Below are 20,104 nucleotides of genomic sequence, written 5' to 3'. Positions count from 1 at the left end.
TCGGGGTTGTGCTTGAGGTAGTCATTCCACAGCACCTCGGCAATATCAGCCATACCCATGGGGGCGCCAGGGTGGCCGGATTTGGCCTTCTGAACAGCATCCATGGAAAGGGCGCGAATGGCATTGGCCAGCTCAAAACGGGACGGCATGGGGGTGCTCCTCGCCTGAAAACGGAAAGAATAAAGGTGCTATTGTCGCTGACTTCCCCGGCGGCGGCAAATTCTCAGGGGCACGTTGTGGGAAGAACTTGCAACAGCGTGTAGACTCTGGCTCCCGAAGTGGTGGTGAAAGTGATGGTGCCGCTTCTTTATACGGGCAGGGAACTTCCTGCCATGATTTCCTGCTGATGCTGCGGTCATAACAGAGCAGCCGTCATACAGAGGGTCGAGTGCGCGATGAGCGAATATTCCCTGTTTACCTCCGAGTCCGTTTCCGAAGGCCATCCCGATAAGATTGCCGACCAGATTTCAGACGCGGTGTTAGATGCCATTATCGCCCGGGATAAACAGGCCCGCGTTGCCTGTGAAACGATGGTGAAGACGGGCGTTGCCATTATTGCCGGTGAGATCACCACCTCCGCGTGGGTGGATCTAGAGACGCTGGTGCGTGATGTGATTACCGATATCGGCTACACCTCTTCTCAGGTGGGCTTCGACGGTGCCACGTGCGGCGTCATCAACCTGATTGGCAAGCAGAGTGTCGATATTGCTCAGGGCGTTGATCGTACCAAGCCGGAAGATCAAGGCGCGGGCGACCAGGGCCTGATGTTTGGCTACGCCACGAACGAAACCGGTTCGTTCATGCCTGCGCCGATCCACTACTCGCACCGTTTGGTCGAGCGTCAGGCGGAGCTGCGTAAAAACGGCCTGTTGCCGTGGCTGCGTCCGGATGCCAAAAGTCAGGTGACTTTCCGCTATAACGCTGAAGGCCAACCGTGTGGCGTGGATGCGATTGTTCTGTCGACTCAGCACGATCCGGAAATCGATCAAGAAGACCTGCGCAAAATGATTAAGCGTGAAGTCATTGAGCAGGTGATTCCCGCTGAGTGGTTGGATGCCAACACCCAATACCACATCAACCCGACCGGCAAGTTCGTGATTGGCGGCCCGGTGGGCGACTGTGGCCTGACCGGTCGTAAGATCATCGTCGATACCTACGGCGGCATGGCGCGCCACGGTGGCGGCGCGTTCTCGGGCAAAGATCCGTCGAAAGTAGACCGCAGCGCCGCGTACGCTGGCCGCTATGTGGCGAAAAACGTCGTAGCAGCGGGCTTGGCGGACAAGTGCGAGATTCAGGTCTCCTACGCCATTGGCGTGGCCGAGCCGACCTCGGTGTCTATCGACACCTTCGGTACTGGCAAAATCGACGACGCTAAAATCGTTGATCTGGTGCGGGAGCACTTCGATCTGCGCCCCTACGCGATCACCAAGATGCTGGATCTACTGCACCCGATGTACCGTCTGACGGCGGCTTATGGCCACTTTGGCCGCGAGCCGTTCGAGCACAGCTACAGCTGGGTAGACGACAAAGGCGAAACGCACACCGAGACGTTTACAGCCTTCCCGTGGGAAAAAACTGACAAAGCAGACGCGCTGCGTCAGGCCGCTGGCCTATAAGCTTCCCGCAAGCGCAATGAGCGTCATGGGTTAGCGAAAAGCGCCCCTTGGTTCACGCCAGGGGGCGCTTTTTTTATGGGTCGAAAACGGCTCCGAGAGCGGCTTGCCGCGCATTGCATCTCTGTCAGTTTCATATAAGTTAATTTTAATAAGGGCTGAAAAATTTCCCGTTTACCACGTGAGGATGCGTATGTCGGGTCGGCGAATAACAGGAATGGCGAACCTAGCGGCAGCTTGGTTAATGAGTGTCACTTTTTCCGCACAGGCAGACACCTGCCCCGACTGGCCCGCCGAGCGGCTGGCGCTGGAAACCCAGGCGCTAGCTGAACATATCGAAGTGTGGGATCGCGCTTACCATGATAATGGCGAATCGCTGATTGCTGATGAGCTGTACGATCAGGCGTTGGCACGGTTGGAAAACTGGCAAGCTTGCTTGGATTCCCCGACTCCCCACCGGCCGCTTACCCGAGTGACCAGCAGCGACGATACCCGCACGCATCCGGCCGCTCAAACCGGACTCACTAAAGCCGATGAAGAAGGTATTCGACGCTTTACCAGCCGCCGCGAAGACCTATGGATTCAACCCAAGGTGGATGGCGTGGCGGTGACGCTGCGTTACCAGGGCGGGGAGCTCGTCGAGGCGGTTAGCCGTGGAGACGGCGAGCGGGGGCAGGATTGGACGGCGCGGGTTCAGCAGCTGCCCGGTGTGCCCGTTACGCTTCCTGAGCCCGTCTCTGCGGTGCTGCAGGGCGAGCTTTACTGGCGGCTGGATAATCACGTGCAGGCACGCCAGCCAGATTCGGGTGCCCGAGGTGCCGTGGCCGGTGCCATGGCGCAGCGCGACCCAAGCCAAGAGACGCTGAATCGCATCGGATTATTCGTATGGGATTGGCCGGATGGCCCGACGCAGATGACCGAACGGCTGGCACAACTGACGGCGCTGGGTTTCGATACGGCCGATTACACCCACTCGATCAGCGGCCAGGAGGCGGCCGCCGAGTGGCGCGAGCGGTGGTTCAACGGCCCGCTGCCGTTTGCCACCGACGGTGTGGTGTTAAAACAGGCTGATCGCCCTAGCGTGCGTAGCTGGTCGTCATCGCCCCCTGAGTGGGCGGTAGCATGGAAGTATCCGTCTCAGCAGGCGCTAGCCCAGGTGCGCGGGGTGGAGTTTCGGGTGGGGCGAACCGGGCGCGTAACGCCGCTGCTATGGCTCTACCCGGTAACTCTGGAAGGGCGGCGCATCAGTCGCGTGTCGCTGGGCTCATTGGAGCGCTGGCAGGCGTGGGACGTGCGACCAGGTGACCAAGTGGCGGTGACGCTGGCGGGCCTGACGATTCCTCAGGTAGACAGCGTGGTGTGGCAAACACGTGAAAGAGCCGCCCTAAGCGCCCCGCCGCCCGAGCGTTACCATCTGTTGAGCTGCTTTACGCTAACGCCCGAGCGAACATCAGAATGCAGCGCCCAATTGCTGGCCCGCTTAACCTATCTCAGCGAGCAGCTGGGCATGCGTGGAATTGGCGAAGGCACTTGGCAGGCGCTGATGGAGGCCGGTGTGGTTACGGAACTATTGGGTTGGTTGGCACTAACGCCGGAGCAGCTTCAACAGGCCCACGGTATTGGCGCTACCACCGCCGCAGCGCTGATGGCACAGTTCGACGCGGCGCGCCAAGCGCCCTATGCGACATGGCTGACGGCGCTGGGAATGCCCCCCGGTGGCGACGCTGGGCTGGGTGATTGGTACACCCTCGCGGGCTACTCTCGAACCGATTGGCAAGCCGTGCCTGGCGTTGGCCCGGTGCGCGGCGAAGCGCTCGTTGCCTTCTTCAGCCACCCAGACGTTCAGCGCATGGCCCGCCTGCTGCAGCTGGCGGGCGTCGATGGGTTTTAACCGAGCCCGGTGAGCCGCAGCATCAGCCCCAGATAGAGTGGTATCAACAGCGGTGCCAGCAGCGTGGTGGTGAGTACTGCTAAAGCACCTTTCTGCGGCTGAATGCCTAGCTCCATCGCCACGACCACCACGTTAGAGGCCATGGGCACCACGCCCAATAGCAGCAGTGCCATCGCCAGCTCCGGTGCGAGTGGCGTGAACTGCTGGAGCACCAGCACCGCCCCCAGCATCACCAGCGGCCAGAGCAGATAGCGCAGGCCCACGCAGGTCGCCACAAAGCGTGTATCCCACGCGGCGAGGGTGACCTGGCTTAACGTCATGCCAATAATCATCATGCCCAGCAGGGTATAGGTGGCGGGGAAAACGGCTAACGAACTCATCAGTGACTCAGGCAGCGTGGCGTTGAGTGCGTTTAGCAGCAGTGCTAGGAAAAAGGCATAAATCAGCGGCAGGCGGGCAATTTTGGCGAGGCTCTGGCGTACCGAGAAGTGGCCCCGGGCGCTCAAATAAAACCCCACCGTGAACTCATACAGGTTGATGCCCAGCATGCAGAAGAGGTACAGCGTCACCCCTTCCGGCGGTAGCAGAATCAGCGCGACGGGCAGCCCAAAGTAGCCGGTATTACCGGTGCCAGAAGAGAACGCCAGCAGCGCGCCTTCCTGCGGGCCAAAGCGGTGTTGGGTAGCCCAGCGCACGGCCAGTGCCATGGCGCTGACCAATAGAAACATCGCCAGGGTGAGCACCAAATACTCTAAGGTGGGGCCGCCATTCATCAGCGCGCGAAAAATTGTCAGCGGCGCGATCAGGTACACCAACAAGGTAGCAATCGGGCGCGGGTCTATTTTCAACCGTTGGGCGGCAATAAAGCCCAGTCCCACATACCCTAACAGCATGAGCAGCGGGCCCATTAAAGCGCTGGGTGCTAAGTCCATATCTCCTCCTTGATAGACGCGGTAGTGCCAACATGAGCCGAATTGAAGGTCGACCGTGGAATCTTTCATTAGCCGCTGCGCGGCGAAGCAGCGAGAATACCCTAAATAATGATCACGTTACCGCACTGCGAGGATAAACCATGAGCAGCCAAGAGCATCCGTTAGGTATTAGCTTTGAATTCTTTCCGCCCAACACCGATGCAGGTCGGGAGAAGCTAATTCACGTGCGTGATGAGCTGGCCGCTCGTAAACCGCGTTTCTTCTCGGTCACCTACGGCGCGGGTGGCTCCACTCAGGCGCGCACCCGGGATATCGTGCGCACCGTCAGCCAAAGTGGCATCACCACGGCGCCGCACCTCTCCTGCATCGGCAGCGAAAAGGCCCAACTGCGCGATTTACTGGCACAGTACCGCGAAGAGGGCGTCGATAGCCTAGTGGCCCTGCGCGGTGACATGCCCTCCGGGATGGCCAGTATCGGTGAGCTGCGCTACGCCAATGAATTGGTAGAGTTCATTCGTGACGAGACGGGTGACCACTTCGACATCGCGGTCGCGGCGTATCCGGAATCTCATCCACAGGCCCCCAGCCTCGATAAGGATGTGGAAAACTTTGCCCGCAAGATGCGTGCGGGTGCCAATATGGCGATTACCCAGTACTTCTTTACTGCCGATGCCTATTTCCACTTCGTCGATAAAGCGCGGGCGCTAGGCGTCGAACAGCCGATTATTCCCGGCATCATGCCGATCACCAACTACACCAAGCTGGCGCGGTTTTCCGATGCCTGCGGCGCGGAAATTCCCCGCTGGATTCGCAAGCAGTTAGAAGCCTACGGCGATGACAGCGACGCCATTGCCGCCTTTGGTACCGATGTAGTGACTCGCCTGTGTGAACGCCTGCTGGACGGCGGCGCGCCAGGCCTGCACTTCTACACGCTGAATCAGGCGGCCCCAGTGTTGAAGGTGGTGGATAATCTGAGCTAACGCTGTCGCCTGATGATGATACCGGCCTGCATCTTTGATGCAGGCCGGTTTTTTTATGGTAGTTCTAAAGGTACGAAAAAAAGCCGGAACCTCTCGGTTCCGGCTAGTGCATAGCTTGGCTCTAGTAACGTAACGGTTTACGCAGTGCTTGCCGTTGCCTTGCCTTTGCCACCATGCTGCTTGCGCTGCATGATAAACAGCACCGTACCAATCGCTAAGCCCGCGATGTCGGTGTAGATGCCGCCGTAGATCAAGAACATGGCACCGACCAGCATCACTAAGCGCTGGGGTAAGTTCACCGGACCGAAGAACCACTTCTGAACCATGCCCGAGAGCAACACAATGCCTAGCGTGGCGGTGAGGCCTACGCGCAGGATCTGCGTGGCGGAGCCTTCCATCAGCATCGCCGGGCTGTAGAAGAACATAAACGGCACGATAAACGCCGCCAAGCCAATCTTGAACGACGCCACCGAGGTGCCCATGGGATTATCCCCAGAAATACCGGCGGCTGCGTAAGACGCAAGCGCCACGGGCGGGGTAATGGCTGATACCACGGCGAAGTAAAACACGAAGAAGTGGGCGACGAGTGGTTCGATACCAATGTTGATCAAGCCCGGTGCCACGACCGATGCCGCCACCGCGTATGCCGCCGTGGTGGGCATGCCCATCCCCAGCATGATGCTGATCAGCATCGCAAAGAACAGCGCCAACAGCTGGCTAACGCCCGCCAAGCCCAGCAGCAGCGAAGAGAAACGAGCACCTACACCGGTCAGCGAGATAACGCCGACAATCAAACCTGCACAGGCACAGACGGCGATAATCTGAATCGACATGGTACCGGCAAGCTGAAGCGCTCTCAGAATCGCACGAAGGCCCATTTTGTTAGGGGAGAGCCAGCTCACTACCGCCGCAGAGGCAGTGGCCAGGGTACCGGCACGAATGACCGAGTAACCCATGAACAGCGCCACGATCAAAATGATGATCGGCGCGAACAGGTAGACTTGCTTCACTAGCTTGGAGAACAGCGGAATCTCATCTTTGCGCATGCCGCGCATGCCTTTACGGGCGGCTTCAAAGTCGACCATAAAGTAGATAGAAGCAAAGTAGAGAATGGCGGGGATAATCGCAGCAATAGCGATCTCGGTATAAGGAATACCGGTCACTTCTGCCATGATGAATGCGCCTGCGCCCATGATCGGCGGCATAATTTGGCCACCGGTAGAGGCCGCAGCTTCAATTGCGCCTGCGCTACGGGCCGGGTAGCCCACTTTCTTCATCAGCGGAATGGTCAAAGAGCCTGTCGATACCACATTACCGGCAGACGTACCGTTAATCATCCCCATCAGGCCAGAAGCGAAGATAGCGACTTTCGCGGGGCCGCCGCGAGCACGACCTGCCGCTGCAAAGGCGAAGTTGACGAAGTAATCGCCCACTTTGGAGGCCTGCAAGAAGGCGGCAAAAATGATGAATAGAATGATATAGGTGGACGAGACCGCCGTGGTCGGGCCTAGTATGCCCGCATCGGTATACACCTGACTAAAGAAGCGCTGGACCGATAGACCAGGGTAGCCCAGGAAGCCGGGTAAATAGGGGCCTGCAAAGACGTAGGTCAGAAACACGGCTGAAATGACGACCAGCGCTAAACCTGCCACACGGCGAGTCAGTTCGAGAATCAGCAGCGAGCCCGCAATGGCTGCCCAAGAGATGCCGGGCGGCGCAAACGAGGTGCCGGTAGACATCCGCATGGTGGTGTTGAACGCCATCAGCAGGTAGCCCGCGCTGGCCAGTGCACACACCATGAGCACGAGATCAGCGGCGTTAAAACGGTGGCGCGCCTGGCGGTAGAACCAGGAGAGCACGATGGCAACCGCCGTGGTGGCCATCAGCGGATAGCCAAAGTGCAGCGTCTCCACGGCCGGGTCGATGCGCATGGCACCGCCGTTGATGGCCTGCTGCATCAAGAATACTTGCACCAGCGAGTAAACCGCAGGGATCAACAGCGCATAGCTTACCCATTTCAGCCAAGCCGGAGAGGCTTGCTGGTCATCTTCAGCAAAGCGGGCACCGGCAAACAGCCCGTAACCCAAAATTAACGCACCGGCGATGTGTACGATACGGAACGACCAGGTTTCCATGGGGTACACGTTGAGTGAAAACAGGTGGAAACCTGAATAGGCAATCGCCAGTGCTGCAAAAAGCAGGAACTGCCAGCCAACGAACAGGCGGCGGTTGGGCTCAACAACTTCTTCATCGACGCCATCAGCAATCGATTCTGGCGTTGATGAAGCAGCTAAGGCGTCATCCTTGAGGCCGTTGGGGTCTTGGTTGGTATTGTGACTCATCAGAGGTCACCCTCACAGCAAAAGCAGAGAAAGGGGGCAAGAGCAAACGCTGCCCCGCCCGACAGGGTCGGCAGCGGGGCAGCGCGATGGTGCGTGGAGCTTACTTGATCATGTCGTCAGAGATATCGTAACCGTTCTCTTCGTACCAGCGTGCTGCGCCTGGGTGGAAAGGCAGTACCGTGTTGTGCACGATGTTTTCCGGAATGCTGGTTTCAGCACTGCGGTGTACGTCGCGCATCCGATCATTGTTTTCCATCGTGGCTTTCGTGACTTCATAGATGAAGTCTTCCGGCAGGTCGCAACCGGCAATGGCGAAGTTCCACATGGAAACGGCGCGAGCATCCTCTTCCAGCGTGGTGTAAGTGCTGGCGGGGATGGTGAACTCAGCAACCGGATAGTTGTCCAGCACAGTCGCCAGCTCTTCTTCGGTAAATTCGATGATATTCACGTCGGTTTGGACTTCCAGCTGGCTAACTGCCGGAATCGGGATGCCTGCTGCAAAGGCGACAACGTCCAGCAGACCGTCCTGAAGCTGGCCACCCAGATCCGACCAGCCGCCGTTACGACGCTCGAAGTTCACACCCAGGGTTTCCAGCATGGCCGGGAAGTAGGTGTCAGAGGTAGACGCCGCTGGGCCGAAACCGATGCGCGCACCGTCGGGGATGTCGGAAATAGTTTCAATACCGGAGCTAGAGAGCGCAGCGATAGAGAACGGGGTTTCATACATCGGGAACAGCGCGCAAACGTTGTCCATGACTAGGCCAGGTGCCAGCGGGCTTTCGCCTTTGATGGCATCGGATGCCGGACCCATAGTGGTTAGGCCAAACGCCATATCGCCACTATGTACTAGCGCCAGGTTTTGGGTAGGGCCACCAGTCACTTCGCCGCCGCCTGAAACACCGAGCTCATCGGCGATGAAGTTTGCCCAGCCAGAGCCATAAACGAAGTAGGTGCCGCCTTGACTTGCCGTACCAACAGTAAAGTTAGTGGGCCATTCAGAGCGGTCCGCATGGGCAGTGCCTGCAGCAAGTAACGCGCTGCCTGCGAGCAGAGCGACAGTTTTGGGCATCGTATTGCGCATGGCGAGATTTCCTAAGCTGTTATTGGGATTATCGTCTGGCGCGTGTGGGACACCGCCAGTGCTTTATCATTAAGCAGCTTATATAGAGCGATACTTGTGCCACATATACGATTTAATATAGAAATCAATGCATTAAGAATTTTCTCTTCAACTTTGGTTGAAAAGTAAAAGCCATTAAGTGTCTGGCTTTTCGCACGCTCTAGATAGGGTGGTGTGCGGTTTTTCGCACACTTTTCAAAGGGGGGGCGCCTAGCGATGCAGCCACTGCACCGCTAGAGAGGGGCGTTATTTGTTTTTACCTGGGTCAAGAATGCGAACCGGCTGCACATCCTGGATTTTTTGCTCATCACGCACCTGATTCACTCGTGTAGTGAGCTCGGGGGCCGCTTCGTCTTCAATGGGCAGCTGTTCGAAGAAATCACAGCTCACGCATTCACGGTAGCGGATGCCGTGCTGCTCCCACGCACGAATGCGGTCCATGGCGGCACAGCGGGGGCAGGTCACGCCTGCAATAAAACGCTTAATACTCGACATACATACACTCCCAACGTGCGGCGGCAACGCCGCCGCACCGGATAAAAATAGCCAGCTTAGGCGGCGCGAATACCGCTATGGCGCAGCAGCGGTTCGACGCTAGGTTCGCGGCCTCGGAAGGCACGGAATAGCTCGGCGGCATCCCGCGCACCGCCTTGCTCCAGAATTTCCTCGCGGAAGCGCTGGCCAGTGTCTGGGTCAAAAATCCCGGCTTCTTCAAAGGCGCTCCAGGCATCGGCAGAGAGCACTTCCGCCCATTTATAGCTGTAGTAGCCCGCTGCGTAGCCGCCTGCAAAGATGTGGCTGAAACTATTTTGGAAGCGGTTGAAGTCGACCACGGGAACGACAGAGGTTTGGCGACGCACGTCGTCGAGCAGCGTCTGAACATCGCTGGCCGAAGGCGCTTCCAGCTCGTGATGGAGGCGTAGGTCGAACAGAGAAAACTCGATCTGACGCACCATGCCCATGGCGGACTGGAAGTTTTTCGCCGCTTGCAGGCGCTCGAACAGAACGTCCGGCAGCGGTTCGCCGGTGTCTACGTGTTTAGCTAGCAGGTCGAGACCTTCCCGCTCCCAGCAGTAGTTCTCCATAAACTGGCTGGGCAGCTCAACCGCATCCCAGGCCACGCCGTTGATGCCTGACACGTCGGCCACCTCTTGCTTGGTCAGCATATGGTGCAAGCCGTGACCAAACTCGTGGAACAGCGTGGTCACCTCATCATGGGTCAGCAGCGCAGGTTTACCGCTTACTGGCGCGGTGAAGTTGCAGGTCAAGAAGGCCACTGGGAGCTGCACGCCGTTCTCGGTTTTACGGCGTACCCGGCAGTCGGCCATCCACGCACCGCCCCGTTTACCTTCGCGGGCGTAGAGATCCAGATAGAACCCAGCAATCGGTTTGCCCTGTTCGGTAATACGGAAGAAGCGCACGTCGTCGTGATAGCTCGGAGCGCTGCTGTCTTCTTTTACCTGAACGTTGTAAAGACGCTCGACGACTTGGAACAAGCCATCCACGACCCGCGGCGCGGGGAAGTAGGGGCGAAGCTGCTCTTGGGAAATAGCGTAGCGTGCTTCGCGCAGTTTCTCGCTGGCGTAGGCGACATCCCAAGGTTTGAGAGCATCGATACTTAGCTCGTCACGGGCGTAGGCGCTGAGTTCGGCAAACTCCTTCTGCGCTTGCGGCTTGGCGCGGCGGGCGAGGTCTTCCAGGAAGTCCAGCACCTGCGCGGGGGAGTCTGCCATTTTGGTAGTTAGCGAGTAGTCGGCGTAGGTGTCGAAGCCCAGCAACCGCGCCAGTTCCTGACGCAGGGCCAGAATCTCTTCCAAAATGGGGGCGTTGTCGAACTTGCCCGCGTTGGGGCCCTGGTCGGAGGCGCGGGTCACGAAGGCAGTATACACTTCTTCGCGCAGCTCGCGGCTGTCGGCGTAGCTGACGATGGGGAAGAAGCTGGGGAAATCCAGCGTAATGCGGTAGCCATCAACGCCTTTAGCGTCTGCCAGGGCTTTAAGAGTTTCCAGAGCGCTCTCAGGAACGCCTGCCAGCGCGTCGCGATCCTGAATGTCTTTATGCCATGCCTGGGTGGCGTCCAGAACGTTGTTGGAGAACTGGTTAGAAAGCGTAGAGAGGCGGGACTGAATCTCGCCGTAGCGTGCCTTCTTATCCGCCGGTAGGTCGACCCCGGCCAGTCGGAAATCGCGCAGGGCATTATCCACCGTGCGTTGCTGGGCAATTGTTAGCGTTGCCCAGCTCTCGCTCTCTTTCAGCGCCTGCCAGCCCTTAAATAGCCCTTCGTGCTGACCGACCCAGGTGCCAAACGCAGAGAGTTTTTCCAGGCAGGCTTGGTAAGCATCGCGCAGCTCTGGGGTATTCATGGTGCCGTTGAGGTGCGACACCGGCGACCAAGCTTGGGAAAGACGGTCATTCACTGCTTCCAGCGGTGCGGCAAAGTTGTCCCACGTTGGGGAGGTGGCAGCGGCCTGTTGGGCGAGGCGATCAATCGCCTCGCGGCTCTCATCGAGCAGCGTTTCCACGGCGGGTACCACGTGGTCGGCACGAATGTCGGCGAAAGGGGGAAGCTCGTGGCTCTCTAGCAACGGGTTGCGGGACATAAGCACCTCGGTAGCAATCAAGTTAGGGGCGCACAAAACGTGCGCTGATGATGACACAGTGCGGGCAGTGAGGCGTTGTTTCAATGCTTGACCCGCTGCAAGCGTTTGGCCTGGGGGGCAGGCGCCTGCTAGTCTTGCCGCCTTTCCATATCCGTAATCTGCAAGTGTCACCAATCAAGTGCCACCCATGGCAGGAGCAAGTAATGAGTGAAACGCTAGAGCGCTGGGGGTCGAAACGGGCCTTTATCTTGGCGGTAACAGGTGCTGCGGTTGGGCTGGGTAATATTTGGCGCTTTCCCTATGTGGCAGGAGAGAACGGCGGTGCTGCTTTCCTGTTGATTTACGTAGCGTTCGTGCTGCTGTTAGGCATTCCCGTGATGATGGCGGAAATCCTGATTGGGCGTGCCGGGCGGCGCGGGCCGATGCAGGCGCTGGGGGTGCTGGCGTCAGAAGCCGGGGCTTCACGGCACTGGCGCTGGCTGGGGCTCTTCGGCGCGTTCACCGTGTTCTGTATTTTGTCGTTTTACTCGGTGGTCTCCGGCTGGTCGATTGAGTTTTTAGTGGCCTCGGTGAATGGCAACTTTAACGGTGCCAGCGCAGCTGAGATCGGCGCAGGGTTCGAAGCGTTTCTGGCGAATCCTGGGCTGCTGATCTTCAACCACTCGCTGTTCCTCTTCATGACCATGACGGTGGTAGCAGCCGGGGTGGCCAAAGGGCTCGAGCGGCTCAATAACCTGCTGATGCCGCTGCTATACGGTTTGCTGCTGCTATTAGCCATTTACGCCACGACCACGTCGGGCTTTGGTACCGCGCTGTCGTGGCTCTTTTTGCCCTCTTTTGAAGACGTGACGGCAGAAGTCGTTCTGCACGCCATGGGGCATGCGTTCTTTACGCTGGCGGTGGGGGCATGTGCCTTGATGGCTTATGGGGCTTATATGCCCGATGAGCAGAGCCTGCCGAAGGCGGCCTTTGCCGTGGCGGTGCTGGATATTAGCGTGGCGCTGCTGGCGGGCATTGCGATTTTCTCGGTGGTGTTTGCTCAGGGCATGGACCCCGCCGATGGACCAGGGCTGATGTTCGTGACGCTGCCCATCGCGTTTTCCGAGTTGCCCTGGGGCTCGTTCTGGCTCAGCGTATTTTTCCTGCTGCTGCTGCTGGCCACCTGGACCTCGGCGATCAACCTTGCCGAGCCGATGGTGGCCACGTTGCAGGGGCTGGGCTGGCGGCGCAGTATCTCGACCGCCGTGGTGGCGATCAGTGTCTGGCTTCTGGGCCTACTATCGGCATTCTCGTTCTCGACGCTGGCCGAGTTTAGGCCGCTGTTCGGGCGTAACGTGTTCGAACTGGTAAGCAGTATTCCGCCCGATATTTTCCTGCCCTTGGGTGGTTTGCTGATTGCTACCTTTGCCGCTTGGGTGATGCCGCAAGCGCTGGTCGTGAAAGCGCTGGGCGTGGGCGATGGTGGCTATGTCATGTGGCGCAATATTGTTCGCTGGGTCTCGATTCCACTGACGTTTATTGTTCTACTCGGTGGGTTGCTATAGTGCTGTCATCCCGCGTCGTCACGAAATGCGAAATGCTTTAGAGGAGTGTGCCATGAGCAGTGCCCTAAGGACGTATCAAGGAGTCTCGCCGCAGTTGGGTGAGCGTGTCTACATCGATCCCGCCAGCGTGGTGATTGGCAATGTCACGCTCGGCGATGACTGCTCGGTATGGCCGATGACGGTGATTCGCGGCGATATGCACCGCATCACCATTGGCGCGCGCACCAGCGTTCAAGATGGCAGCGTGCTGCACATTACCCACGCCAGTGATTTCAATCCTGATGGTTTCCCGCTCACGATTGGCGACGATGTGACCATTGGCCACAAGGCAATTTTGCACGGTTGCACCCTGGGCAGCCGCATTCTGGTGGGAATGGGCGCCATCGTGATGGATGGTGCAGTGGTTGAAGATGAGGTGATTATTGCTGCTGGCGCGGTAGTGACACCGGGCAAACGATTGGAGAGCGGTTACGTTTATGCCGGTAACCCTGCGAAAGCGCTGCGCCCGCTCAAGGAGAAAGAGCGGGCTTTCTTCCCCTATACCGCAGGCAATTACGTTAAGTTAAAAGATCAGTTCCTTATGGAAGCCGCCGAAGCACGCTAAGCGTTTGCCTTACCACTCTTTTTTCTAACCTAGCCATGTTGCGCGCACTGAAAGTCTGGTAATTTATCCAGTTTTCTAGGGTGCCGCGACATGGCTAATTTTCGCACGCATATAACGGTTGCAGCAGCGGGCGGCACGCTAATGGCTTACGTTGGCTGGCAGGCGCAGTGGTGGGTAGCTCCACAAGCCCTGCTGGTCATTGCCCTGGTGGCCTTTGGCGGTATTCTCCCTGACATTGATGCTGACCGTTCTCGCTCTATCCGGCTGATTTTTAATATTTTATCAGTGCCTTCGCTGGTGCTGGGTGTGCTGTTGCTGCAGCCGTGGTTAACACCTGGGCTACTGCTCGTGGCGTGTGGTGGGATTTACTTCAGTGTGCGCTACTTGGCAGCCGTGCTTTTTTCACGCCTGACAGTGCATCGAGGTATCTGGCATTCACTCATGGCGGCAGGGCTGTGTGCGTTGGCTACGGCTGCGCTAAGCTTTCACTTGCTTGCCCAGCCTGCCTGGCTGGCGTGGGGCCACGGGGCTGCAGTACTGTTTGGGTTTATTATTCACTTGAGTTTGGATGAACTGTTTAGCGTCGACCTCGAAGGGGCGCGCTTAAAGCGCTCTTTCGGTACTGCGCTAAAGCTTGGCGATAGCCGCCGTCCACTTTCCAACCTATTAATGTTGATCACCATGCTTATCTTGGTGCCCTGGGTGCCGCCTTGGGGAGTGCTGGTTGAGCTATTTCATCAGGGTTCGCTGCTGTGGCGATAGTCGCCAGCGCTTAAACCGTGCTTTTTGAGCTTGTCATAAAACGTTTTGCGGGGGATTCCTAAATGGTGGCAAACATCCGTCACTCGTCCTTGGTGGCGCGCTAGCGACTGACTGATCAAGCTCTTTTCAAACAGCTCTACTTGGCGGGGTAGCGTTAGCTCTTGAGTGTCGGCAGCGACACCCTCCAGCAGGGCATCAAGACGGTAGTCAAACGCGGCTCCCAGCAGTACATAGCGCTCGGCTAGGTTACGTAGTTCACGCACATTTCCCGGCCAGTCGTGGGCCAGGAGGGTGGCAATGGCGTGGCTATCTAGAGTGGGCGCTTCAAGCCCGCTGCGATTCGCCGCCACCACGGCAAAGTGTTGGAACAGTAAGGGAATGTCTTCTCTTCGCTCGCGAAGTGCTGGCAGCGGTAGGGTGACTACGTTTAGCCGGTAGTAGAGATCTTCGCGAAAGCGCCCCTCTTCGGCGGCGACTTTGAGGTCGACTTTGGTGGCGGCAATCACACGGATATTGAGCGGAACAGCTTCGTTGGCGCCTAACCGTTCTACGCTACGCTCCTGAAGCACTCGCAGCAATTTCACCTGAAGTGCCAAGGGCATGGACTCAATCTCATCTAAAAAGACGGTGCCGCCGTTAGCGTGCTCAAATTTACCAATTCGCCGCTCTACCGCCCCTGTGAAGGCGCCTTTCTCATGGCCGAACAGCTCGGACTCGATGGTGTTTTCCGGCACCGCACCGCAGTTGATGGCCATAAACGGACTGTTACGCCGGGCGCTGCGCTCGTGAATCGCTCGGGCAACCAAGTCTTTGCCGGTGCCCGTTTCGCCAAACAGCAGCACGTCAGCTTCCACCTGGCTGATGCGCTGAATCATCGCGGCAAGCCTTGAGATCACTGGCGTTCGCCCAACCAAGCGCGGGCCCAGTGCGGCTTGCTGCACCTCTAGCTCGGCTTTCAAGCGCAGGTTTTCGAGGCTTAGCTGGCGCTTTTCGATGCCACGTCTCACCACATCCAGTAGTTGGTCGCCAGCGAAGGGCTTTTCCAGAAAGTCCCAGGCGCCTGCACGCATGGCTTCTACGGCGGTCGAAATGTCGCCGTGACCGGTAATCAGAATAATCGGCAGCGTGGCGTCGCGGCTATGTAGCTCATGCAGCAGCGCCATGCCGTCCATCCCAGGCATGCGAATATCACTCACAATGACACCAGGAAAGTCATTCGGCAGCGCGGCAAGCGCCTGTTCGGCCGATTCAAAGCAGTGGGGTGTATAGCCCGCAAGTTCTAACGTTTGGCTGGCGGTGATACGCAGATGCGGTTCGTCGTCGATCACCATGACCGGCAGCGTCGACGGCTCATGCATGGTATTGAGTCTCCTGTTTGATGCGGGAGCCAGACGGCTCTGGTGCCGATGAGCGTGGCAAGGTGATAGTGAAGCAGGCACCTCCTTCCGTTTGATTCATAGCCTGCAGCCTGCCCCCAAGGTCCTCCATAATACGTGAGGAAATGGAGAGTCCTAGCCCTAACCCGCTACCGGGGGCCTTGGTCGTGAAAAAGGGCTCAAAAATATGTCCAAGGTGATCGGCGGCGATGCCAGGGCCATTATCTGCAACGCTGATAACCACTTGATTGTGATCCACTTGGGCGCTGAGCGTTAGAACAGGCGCATCAATCTCCTTCATTGCCTGAACAGCGTTGCCGATCAAATTCACAAGCACCTGTTCAAGACGAACCAGGTCGCCTTCTACCCAGAGTGTCTCCTTGGGCCACTGTTGAACGATACGAATACCGTCATCGCGTAAGCGACTATGAAAGAGCCGTAGCGCGTACTCAATGCAGGCTTGCACGGAAATGGTCTCTTGGCGCTCACTGCTTTTACGTGAGAATTGGCGTAGCTGGGCGCTGATATCGGCCATGCGTTCAGTGAGCTCGACAATCTGCGCTAAATTGGCGTCGGCGCTCTCAATCCGCGAGAGCTCAATAAAGCGCCGTGCGTTTTCAGCATAGGCACGAATCGCTGCTAAAGGCTGATTGAGTTCATGATTAATCCCGGCGGCTAACTGCCCTAGCACGGCCAGCTTTGCGGCTTGAATAAGCTCGTCCTGCGTTTGGCGTAAGTTGGCCTCTGCTCGCCGCCGCTCTTCAATTTCATCCGAGAGGCGTTGGTTGCTGGCGACTAAGTCGCGGGTACGACGCTCGACGCTGACTTCAAGCTCATCTCGCACGTGGGCTAACGTTTGGCGCTCCCGCTCGGCAAACGCTTCACGTTCCCGGCGTAGTCTCAGGCGTTGCCAGCCAATGCCCCCTGCTAGGGCGATGACGCCGTAGAGTCCTCCCGCCATGAAGGCAGCAATCCACTGGGCGTTCATGACCGGTGTCAGTGGCTTGAGAATATGCATTTGCCAGCCAAACTCAGGAATGGGGCGCGTGAGGCTTAAATAGCGCCCGCCGCTGAGTGGGCCATGGGCAAAGCTCACTAGGTAACTACCGGGCCCGTATGGGGTATTCAATTGAATCCCAGACGGCGTTAGCGGCTCCATGGCATAACGGCGGGTTTCGCGGAGCGCGTCGCGCTGCTCGTCGCTCAGCGGATAGAGAGCGTTCATGCGCAGTTCGGGGTGGCTGGCCATAAAGATGATGTTGTCGCTGTCGGTGACGAACAGCTCGGCGTCCTGCTCGGCCCAGCTCTCCTCGACGTCATCAAGCAGCACTTTGACGACGATCACGCCATCCGGCTTAGCATCGGGAGAGGTATCATCCAACCAAACCGGTGAGGAAAAGTAGTAGCCGCGCTCTAACGACTGGATCCCAAGCCCAAAAAAGCGTCCCTGGCCACCCGCGATGGCATCGGAGTAGTAGCTGCGAAACGCGTAGTTCTGACCAATGAAAGTGTTGGGGCGATGCCAGTTGCTAGCCGCGATGGTGTCGGCATCGCGATCAAGCAGGTAAACGTCCGAGACGCCTGAAGTGAAACGAAAACGATCCAGCAGCAGGTTGAGCGGCATAGGGTCTTGGCTATCCGGAGAGGCAAGAAAGCGCTGAATACCCTCTCGGGTGGCGAGCATTTGCGGCAGGTAGTCGTAACGCAGCAGGTAGCCGTTCAAGTTGGCCGCGGAGAGGCGTAGCTCGTTCTCGGCATCATCCTGAAGATTCGAAAGTGCCTGTTCACGAGCGAACTGAGCCGCCTGCCACATAAACAGCAGTAGCCCAACGGGAATGGCGATAAGCCATAGCAGACGCCAGCGCCACTCGGTGCTGCTGACGTGACTACTCATGCGGGACTATTAGTGGCTTGGGCACGACGTAGAGCGCGCTGAGCGCGAGTTTCGGCTCTAGCCATCTCAAGCAGCCCTTCTTCTACATACACTAAGTGCTCGTGGGCGCGGGTTCGAGCATCTTCAGCGCGGCCCTCTAAAATGGCATCCAGCAAGGCACGATGCTGTTTCATTAGCTGGGTACGCGAGTCGGGTTTGGCGAACAGGTGGGCCAAGTTATCCACGATGCTCTGTTCCAGCAGATGAAAAATGCCGCGGATCGTGTGAAGCAGCAGAACGTTATGGGCAGCCTCCGCAATAGCTAGGTGAAAAGCCGCATCTAGCTTAGCCTCTTGAGCCGGGTCAGCCCCCACAAAGCCACCATCAAGCTCTTCAAAGCGCTGAATCAAGACAGCTTTATCTGCAGGTGTCGAGCGTAGCGCGGCATAGTAAGCAGAAATACCCTCCATGGCGTCGCGAAACTCAAGCAGGTCGAGATGAAATTCATTGTGGCGCGACATCATCTCTAATAGCGGATCCGTGTAACCATTGTTCAGCGTTTCATTAACAAATGTGCCACCACCCTGGCGGCTAGTGAGCAAGCCGCGAGCCGCAAGCTTTTGAATTGCTTCTCGAAGTGAGGGTCGAGATACCCCAAAACGCTCAGCGAGTTCACGCTCGGGTGGCAAGCGCTGCCCCGGCTTCAGGCTGCCTTCCAGGATCATGGCTTCAAGGCGTTCAGTAATCACATCGGCTAAGCGCTGTTGGCGGAGCGGTGGGTAAGTCATTGGTGAGGGTCCCCATAATTGGTAAGACCAATAGTAGGGGCTTCAATGATTTGTCTCAATAGTAAAAAACTAACAAATGGATGGCTAACGGTACTGTTTATGCGGTTTGAAACTAAAGTATATAGCTGAAAAGCGCTATAGAGCGTGATGCCGGTTTGACACAGCGATAACCTCTCACTAATGTTGAGTCTTATTTTTTGTAAATTGGTAAAACCAATTTTAATCTGAGGCGCTTAACACCAACGCTTCGATGACCGTTTGTAGATAGTACTCGTAAATAGTGCATCTATTTATTGCATAGGGCCTGCCATGATCATTTCAGCACCGACGGACTACCGCCAAGCTGCCAAGCGCCGTATCCCTCCCTTTCTTTTTCATTATGCTGACGGTGGGTCATACGCAGAGCATACGCTGAACCGAAATGTTGAGGATCTCGCAGGTATCGCATTGCGGCAGCGTGTGCTGAAGGATATGTCGTCGCTGTCACTCGAAACCGAGCTGTTTGGCGAAAAAATGGCGATGCCTCTTGCGCTGGCGCCGGTGGGCTTGACGGGGATGTATGCAAGGCGTGGTGAAGTGCAGGCAGCCCGGGCGGCCACCAAAAAAGGCATACCGTTCACGCTCTCGACAGTATCGGTGTGCCCTATTGCGGAAGTAGCCGCGGCAGTTGACCGCCCCATCTGGTTTCAACTTTACGTGCTAAAAGATCGCGGCTTTATGAAGCATGTGCTGGAGCGTGCTAAGGCCGCAGGCGTGAAGACACTGGTTTTTACGGTTGATATGCCGGTTCCAGGAGCGCGTTATCGTGATGCGCATTCAGGCATGAGCGGTAAAAGCGGACCCATGAGGCGAATGCTGCAAGCCGCGCTGCATCCTTTATGGGCCTGGGACGTGGGGGTTCATGGTCGTCCACATGATCTAGGTAATGTGTCTGATTATCGTGGTAAGCCTACAGAGCTTGAGGACTATATAGCTTGGCTAGGTGACAACTTTGATCCCTCTATCTCTTGGAAAGATCTGGATTGGATTCGTGAGCAGTGGGATGGCCCGATGATCATTAAGGGGATTCTCGACGCTGAAGATGCGCGTGATGCAGTGCGTTTCGGCGCAGACGGTATTGTGGTTTCGAACCATGGCGGTCGTCAGCTAGATGGTGTTCCCTCTACTGCGCGTGCCCTTCCTGCTATTGCGGATGCAGTTAAAGGCGACCTGACGATCCTGGCCGATTCCGGGGTGCGCAACGGGTTGGATGTAGTAAGGATGATTGCTATGGGGGCCGATACAGCATTGATTGGCCGTGCCTTCATTTATGCGCTGGCCACTGCTGGGGAAGCGGGTGTCGCCAATTTGCTAGAGCTTTTCGATAAAGAGATGCGGGTTGCGATGACGTTGACAGGCGCGCGAACGATAGCTGACCTTAGCTCCGAATCGTTAGTATCTGGCGCTATAAAAGAACTTGAGCACCCTGTTAGGTAGTCGGTAATCAGCTTGATAGAGCAACGTTGGCATTTTTTTACAAAAGCTCTTGCCAACCCGGTCGCGAATCCGTAAAGTACGCATCCGCTGCCGGGGACGCCAAGCGTTACCAGCGGTGAAGGAGGTTGAAAACCTCTGGTTTGTCAGGAAGTTAGAGCCGTCTTGTTGTTTAGATCGCTCGCTTCACTCGCTGAAAACAGCGG

The 20,104-nt window shown here is 57.4% G+C and carries 16 protein-coding genes; 7 read left to right on the top strand and 9 right to left on the bottom strand.

From position 1 onward, the window contains the following. Positions 1 to 149, bottom strand: a 149-nt coding sequence (locus AC13CN_RS00875) for a hypothetical protein (protein ID WP_483052661.1), incomplete at its 3' end; no start/stop codon positions are given. A 246-nt stretch (positions 150 to 395) separates the two neighbouring features. On the opposite strand from AC13CN_RS00875, the gene metK reads away from it, so the two are divergent. After that, a complete protein-coding gene (metK, locus tag AC13CN_RS00870; RefSeq protein ID WP_062362883.1) occupies positions 396 to 1,616 on the top strand; it encodes a methionine adenosyltransferase in 1,221 nt (406 codons plus the stop codon). 214 nt (positions 1,617 to 1,830) lie between these two features. Then, positions 1,831 to 3,504, top strand: coding sequence for an NAD-dependent DNA ligase LigB (ligB, locus tag AC13CN_RS00865; protein WP_062362885.1), 1,674 nt, complete (start codon positions 1,831 to 1,833; stop codon positions 3,502 to 3,504). On the opposite strand, the gene AC13CN_RS00860 is transcribed toward ligB, so the two are convergent. Then, positions 3,501 to 4,436: an AEC family transporter gene (locus AC13CN_RS00860; protein WP_058576729.1), complete on the bottom strand. Its 936-nt coding sequence runs from the start codon at positions 4,434 to 4,436 to the stop codon at positions 3,501 to 3,503. The genes ligB and AC13CN_RS00860 overlap by 4 nt on opposite strands. Positions 4,437 to 4,576: 140 nt before the next feature. On the opposite strand from AC13CN_RS00860, the gene metF reads away from it, so the two are divergent. Then, positions 4,577 to 5,416, top strand: coding sequence for a methylenetetrahydrofolate reductase [NAD(P)H] (metF, locus tag AC13CN_RS00855; RefSeq protein ID WP_062362888.1), 840 nt, complete (start codon positions 4,577 to 4,579; stop codon positions 5,414 to 5,416). Positions 5,417 to 5,553: 137 nt separating this feature from the next. On the opposite strand, the gene AC13CN_RS00850 is transcribed toward metF, so the two are convergent. From AC13CN_RS00850 to prlC, 4 genes are all read right to left on the bottom strand, one after another. Then, on the bottom strand, positions 5,554 to 7,758 hold the full coding sequence (locus AC13CN_RS00850; protein WP_062362891.1) for a TRAP transporter permease: 2,205 nt from the start codon (positions 7,756 to 7,758) through the stop codon (positions 5,554 to 5,556). Positions 7,759 to 7,858: 100 nt separating this feature from the next. Further along, the gene (locus AC13CN_RS00845) at positions 7,859 to 8,839 is read right to left on the bottom strand and encodes a TAXI family TRAP transporter solute-binding subunit (protein WP_062362893.1); all 981 of its coding nucleotides are present in this window, start codon (positions 8,837 to 8,839) and stop codon (positions 7,859 to 7,861) included. Between the two features lie 285 nt (positions 8,840 to 9,124). After that, positions 9,125 to 9,373: a YheV family putative zinc ribbon protein gene (locus tag AC13CN_RS00840; protein ID WP_054641451.1), complete on the bottom strand. Its 249-nt coding sequence runs from the start codon at positions 9,371 to 9,373 to the stop codon at positions 9,125 to 9,127. A 56-nt stretch (positions 9,374 to 9,429) separates the two neighbouring features. Beyond that, positions 9,430 to 11,478 carry an oligopeptidase A gene (gene prlC, locus AC13CN_RS00835; protein ID WP_062362896.1) on the bottom strand — a complete coding sequence of 683 codons (2,049 nt, stop codon included), beginning with the start codon at positions 11,476 to 11,478 and terminating at the stop codon, positions 9,430 to 9,432. Positions 11,479 to 11,681: 203 nt separating this feature from the next. Here prlC and AC13CN_RS00830 point away from each other — a divergent pair, with 203 nt between their 5' ends. The 3 genes from AC13CN_RS00830 (at position 11,682) to AC13CN_RS00820 (ending at position 14,388) form a co-directional block, all read left to right on the top strand. After that, complete coding sequence (locus AC13CN_RS00830) at positions 11,682 to 13,022, top strand: sodium-dependent transporter (RefSeq protein WP_062362899.1); 1,341 nt, start codon at positions 11,682 to 11,684, stop codon at positions 13,020 to 13,022. Between the two features lie 52 nt (positions 13,023 to 13,074). Then, positions 13,075 to 13,626 (top strand): gamma carbonic anhydrase family protein, encoded by a 552-nt coding sequence (locus AC13CN_RS00825; protein WP_044630444.1) that lies wholly within the window; start codon positions 13,075 to 13,077, stop codon positions 13,624 to 13,626. Between the two features lie 90 nt (positions 13,627 to 13,716). Next, on the top strand, positions 13,717 to 14,388 hold the full coding sequence (locus tag AC13CN_RS00820) for a metal-dependent hydrolase (protein WP_044630445.1): 672 nt from the start codon (positions 13,717 to 13,719) through the stop codon (positions 14,386 to 14,388). Here AC13CN_RS00820 and AC13CN_RS00815 read toward each other — a convergent pair. Genes AC13CN_RS00815 through AC13CN_RS00805 form a run of 3 tightly spaced genes read right to left on the bottom strand, consistent with a single transcriptional unit; the run spans position 14,364 to position 18,425 of the window. Further along, the gene (locus AC13CN_RS00815) at positions 14,364 to 15,746 is read right to left on the bottom strand and encodes a sigma-54-dependent transcriptional regulator (RefSeq protein WP_044630446.1); all 1,383 of its coding nucleotides are present in this window, start codon (positions 15,744 to 15,746) and stop codon (positions 14,364 to 14,366) included. The genes AC13CN_RS00820 and AC13CN_RS00815 overlap by 25 nt on opposite strands. Next, positions 15,739 to 17,658: a sensor histidine kinase gene (locus AC13CN_RS00810; RefSeq protein WP_062362903.1), complete on the bottom strand. Its 1,920-nt coding sequence runs from the start codon at positions 17,656 to 17,658 to the stop codon at positions 15,739 to 15,741. The genes AC13CN_RS00815 and AC13CN_RS00810 overlap by 8 nt, the downstream gene beginning before the upstream one ends. After that, positions 17,655 to 18,425, bottom strand: coding sequence for a GntR family transcriptional regulator (locus tag AC13CN_RS00805; RefSeq protein WP_044630448.1), 771 nt, complete (start codon positions 18,423 to 18,425; stop codon positions 17,655 to 17,657). Before AC13CN_RS00805 ends, AC13CN_RS00810 begins: the two co-directional genes overlap by 4 nt. Before the next feature lie 309 nt (positions 18,426 to 18,734). Here AC13CN_RS00805 and lldD point away from each other — a divergent pair, with 309 nt between their 5' ends. Further along, entirely contained in the window at positions 18,735 to 19,901 is a 1,167-nt protein-coding gene (gene lldD / locus AC13CN_RS00800) for an FMN-dependent L-lactate dehydrogenase LldD (protein ID WP_062362905.1), read from the top strand. Positions 19,902 to 20,104: the final 203 nt, after the last annotated feature.

The organism is Vreelandella sp. L-25, assembly GCF_056857535.1.
Note: the sequence above shows the minus strand (reverse complement) of the source record. Positions and strands in the feature narration are given on the sequence as shown.

Excerpts from the sequence above, each read along its gene's own strand:
- metK (WP_062362883.1), top strand. The coding sequence starts at position 396 with ATGAGCGAATATTCCCTGTTTACCTCCGAGTCCGTTTCCGAAGGCCAT.
- ligB (WP_062362885.1), top strand. The coding sequence starts at position 1,831 with ATGGCGAACCTAGCGGCAGCTTGGTTAATGAGTGTCACTTTTTCCGCA.
- AC13CN_RS00860 (WP_058576729.1), bottom strand. The coding sequence starts at position 4,436 with ATGGACTTAGCACCCAGCGCTTTAATGGGCCCGCTGCTCATGCTGTTA.
- metF (WP_062362888.1), top strand. The coding sequence starts at position 4,577 with ATGAGCAGCCAAGAGCATCCGTTAGGTATTAGCTTTGAATTCTTTCCG.
- AC13CN_RS00850 (WP_062362891.1), bottom strand. The coding sequence starts at position 7,758 with ATGAGTCACAATACCAACCAAGACCCCAACGGCCTCAAGGATGACGCC.
- AC13CN_RS00845 (WP_062362893.1), bottom strand. The coding sequence starts at position 8,839 with ATGCGCAATACGATGCCCAAAACTGTCGCTCTGCTCGCAGGCAGCGCG.
- AC13CN_RS00840 (WP_054641451.1), bottom strand. The coding sequence starts at position 9,373 with ATGTCGAGTATTAAGCGTTTTATTGCAGGCGTGACCTGCCCCCGCTGT.
- prlC (WP_062362896.1), bottom strand. The coding sequence starts at position 11,478 with ATGTCCCGCAACCCGTTGCTAGAGAGCCACGAGCTTCCCCCTTTCGCC.
- AC13CN_RS00830 (WP_062362899.1), top strand. The coding sequence starts at position 11,682 with ATGAGTGAAACGCTAGAGCGCTGGGGGTCGAAACGGGCCTTTATCTTG.
- AC13CN_RS00825 (WP_044630444.1), top strand. The coding sequence starts at position 13,075 with ATGAGCAGTGCCCTAAGGACGTATCAAGGAGTCTCGCCGCAGTTGGGT.
- AC13CN_RS00820 (WP_044630445.1), top strand. The coding sequence starts at position 13,717 with ATGGCTAATTTTCGCACGCATATAACGGTTGCAGCAGCGGGCGGCACG.
- AC13CN_RS00815 (WP_044630446.1), bottom strand. The coding sequence starts at position 15,746 with ATGCATGAGCCGTCGACGCTGCCGGTCATGGTGATCGACGACGAACCG.
- AC13CN_RS00810 (WP_062362903.1), bottom strand. The coding sequence starts at position 17,658 with ATGAGTAGTCACGTCAGCAGCACCGAGTGGCGCTGGCGTCTGCTATGG.
- AC13CN_RS00805 (WP_044630448.1), bottom strand. The coding sequence starts at position 18,425 with ATGACTTACCCACCGCTCCGCCAACAGCGCTTAGCCGATGTGATTACT.
- lldD (WP_062362905.1), top strand. The coding sequence starts at position 18,735 with ATGATCATTTCAGCACCGACGGACTACCGCCAAGCTGCCAAGCGCCGT.